The following is a 2038-nucleotide window of genomic DNA, read 5'->3' on the forward strand; positions in this document are numbered from 1 at the left end:
TATTGTGATTCCCTCGGTTGTAGCCACAAGTGCAAATATGAATGCATTTTTGATGAATTTTGGTAACGTAAAATTTAATTCTTTAGAAAATAAAGAAAAATTAATCACTAAAATTAATTTCAGTCATCCATTATTCAAGTCCGTTTTTGAGAATAATGTTAATAATTTTCAATATCCAAAAACAAAAAATTCATTTGTATTATCCAGTTCAAGTCCTGCCGCATTATCTTATGAAGACCAAAGTATTTTCTTGACAGCAATACAGAATCCTGTTTCATCCATTTATGTGTTTTCGGCACCAATTAATACTACTAATTCAAATTTCCAGCAATCGCCATTAATTGTGCCTACTTTTTACAAAATGGCAGTAAACAATCAAAACAACAGCATAAATGCTTTAACTATAGGAAATAACAATCCTCATTTAACAGCCGCTTCATTAAACAAAGACGATATTTTAACCGTAAAAGGTGCCGAAGAACAATTTATACCAGTACAACAAATCCTCAATAATAAGATCAAAATGAATTTCAATGATTATCCGGAGCAGGCTGGAAACTTTGAAATATATAACAAAAAAGAGTGGTTGGAAAACATTAGTTTCAATTACAATAGAACCGAAAGTGATTTGGCTCAAGCCAATGAAAACCTTCTCTCCGACTACAAAATAATCGATTCTACATCAACATTTTTTGATACTTTACAAACTAACAAAACCGATAATCAAATTTGGAAATGGTTTGTTATCTTTGCGCTGTTATTTCTACTAGCTGAAATGGCAATTATAAGATTCGTAAAATAGAAACGAAGTTCAAATAATTAAAAAATACTTATGAAAATAATCATCAGAGAAGCAAAAATTATTGATTCAAAAAGTCCTTTTCATAACCAGACTTTAGATGTTTTAATTGTTGATGGTTTTATAAAAAAAATTGGAGCTGCTCTTCCAAATTCAGAAAATGCTGAGGAGGTAAAACTCGATAATTTACATATCTCACAAGGCTGGTTTGACAGTAGTGTTTCCTTTGGAGAACCTGGTTACGAAGATAGAGAAACTATTGAAAACGGACTTAACACCGCTTCAAAAAGTGGTTTTACTGCAATCGCCTTACAACCCAACTCCTTCCCTATTATTGACAATCAATCACAGGTTAATTTTGTATTAAACAAAGCGCATGGATTTGCAACACAACTTTTCCCAATTGGTGCTTTGACCAAAGAAAGCGAAGGAAAAGACATGGCGGAATTGTATGATATGAAGAAAGCGGGCGCTATTGCTTTTGGAGACTATAATAAAAGCTTGGATAATGCCAATTTGCTTAAAATAGCATTACAATATGTACAGGATTTTGATGGACTGGTAATTGCATTTGCTCAAGATGAAAAAATAAAAGGAAGCGGAGTTGCTAACGAAGGTATTGTTTCTACTCAATTAGGACTGAAAGGAATTCCGAATCTTGCCGAAGAATTACAAATAGCAAGAAATCTGTTTCTACTGGAATATACCGGAGGAAAATTACATATTCCAACCATTTCAACTGCAAAATCAATGCAATTAATCAAAGAAGCTAAAGCCAAAGGATTGAATGTAACTTGTAGTGCAGCTGTCCATCATTTGGTTTTAACCGATTCAACATTAGAAGGATTTGATACCAGATATAAAGTTTCACCACCATTGCGAACAGAAACGGATAGAAAGGCATTGCTAAAAGGAATAAAAGATGGAACGATTGATATGATCACTTCCGACCATAACCCGATAGATATTGAGCATAAAAAAATGGAATTTGACACCGCCAAAAATGGAACAATTGGTTTAGAAAGCGCATTTGGCGCTTTAATGACGGTTCTTCCATTAGAAACTATAATCGAAAAATTGACTGCAGGAAAAGCTGTTTTCAGTATCGAAAGTCACTCCATCGAAGAAGGTTTAAAAGCCAACCTAACCTTATTCAATCCGGAACCGAAAAGTATTTTTACCAAATCGAACATCTTATCAAAATCTAAAAATTCTGCTTTTCTTGGAATGCAAATCAAA

The 2038-nt window shown here is 33.1% G+C and carries 1 protein-coding gene and 1 pseudogene; both read left to right on the forward strand.

Annotation, left to right across the window (positions count from 1 at the left end):
* A pseudogene (locus tag ACH2BP_RS03075) lies at positions 1-802 on the forward strand (hypothetical protein); the annotation flags it as partial.
* A gap of 30 nt (positions 803-832) precedes the next feature.
* Positions 833-2038 (forward strand): dihydroorotase family protein (locus ACH2BP_RS03080; protein ID WP_395056900.1); only part of this gene is annotated, 1206 nt, incomplete at its 3' end.

The organism is Flavobacterium sp. (assembly GCF_043756175.1).
Lineage (GTDB): Bacteria > Bacteroidota > Bacteroidia > Flavobacteriales > Flavobacteriaceae > Flavobacterium.